The sequence below is a fragment of the Kurthia sp. Dielmo genome (assembly GCF_000307285.2).
Lineage (GTDB): Bacteria > Bacillota > Bacilli > Bacillales_A > Planococcaceae > Kurthia > Kurthia populi.
Genome location: NZ_CAEP01000211.1, coordinates 1 through 425 on the forward strand (window position 1 = coordinate 1; position 425 = coordinate 425).

General features: G+C 49.4%; 4 tRNA genes. All 4 read right to left on the minus strand.

Annotated features, from left to right (window positions below):
- Positions 1-39: 39 nt before the first annotated feature.
- Positions 40-115 (minus strand) — tRNA-His (locus KTHG_RS00280).
- 67 nt (positions 116-182) lie between these two features.
- Positions 183-256, minus strand: a tRNA-Trp gene (locus KTHG_RS00285).
- Between the two features lie 5 nt (positions 257-261).
- Positions 262-345 (minus strand) — tRNA-Tyr (locus KTHG_RS00290).
- Positions 346-352: 7 nt separating this feature from the next.
- Positions 353-425 (minus strand) — tRNA-Thr (locus KTHG_RS00295).

Below are 425 nucleotides of genomic sequence, written 5' to 3' on the forward strand. Positions count from 1 at the left end.
CAAAATCCGTTGCCTTACCGCTTGGCTATACCCCAATAATGGGGCGACTGATGGGAATCGAACCCACGAATGCCGGAACCACAATCCGGTGTGTTAACCACTTCACCACAATCGCCATTACATTATATGTTTGTCTCGGTGACTGTCAAACAATCACCTAAACGTTATAGGTTTAATTAAATTGGCAGGGGCAGTAGGAATCGAACCCACACCAAAGGTTTTGGAGACCTCTATTCTACCGTTGAACTATGCCCCTATAAATGGTGGAGGGGGGCAGATTCGAACTGCCGAACCCGAAGGAGCGGATTTACAGTCCGCCGCGTTTAGCCTCTTCGCTACCCCTCCAAATATATGCCGGCGAAAGGAGTCGAACCCTCGACCTACTGATTACAAGTCAGTTGCTCTACCAACTGAGCTACACCGGC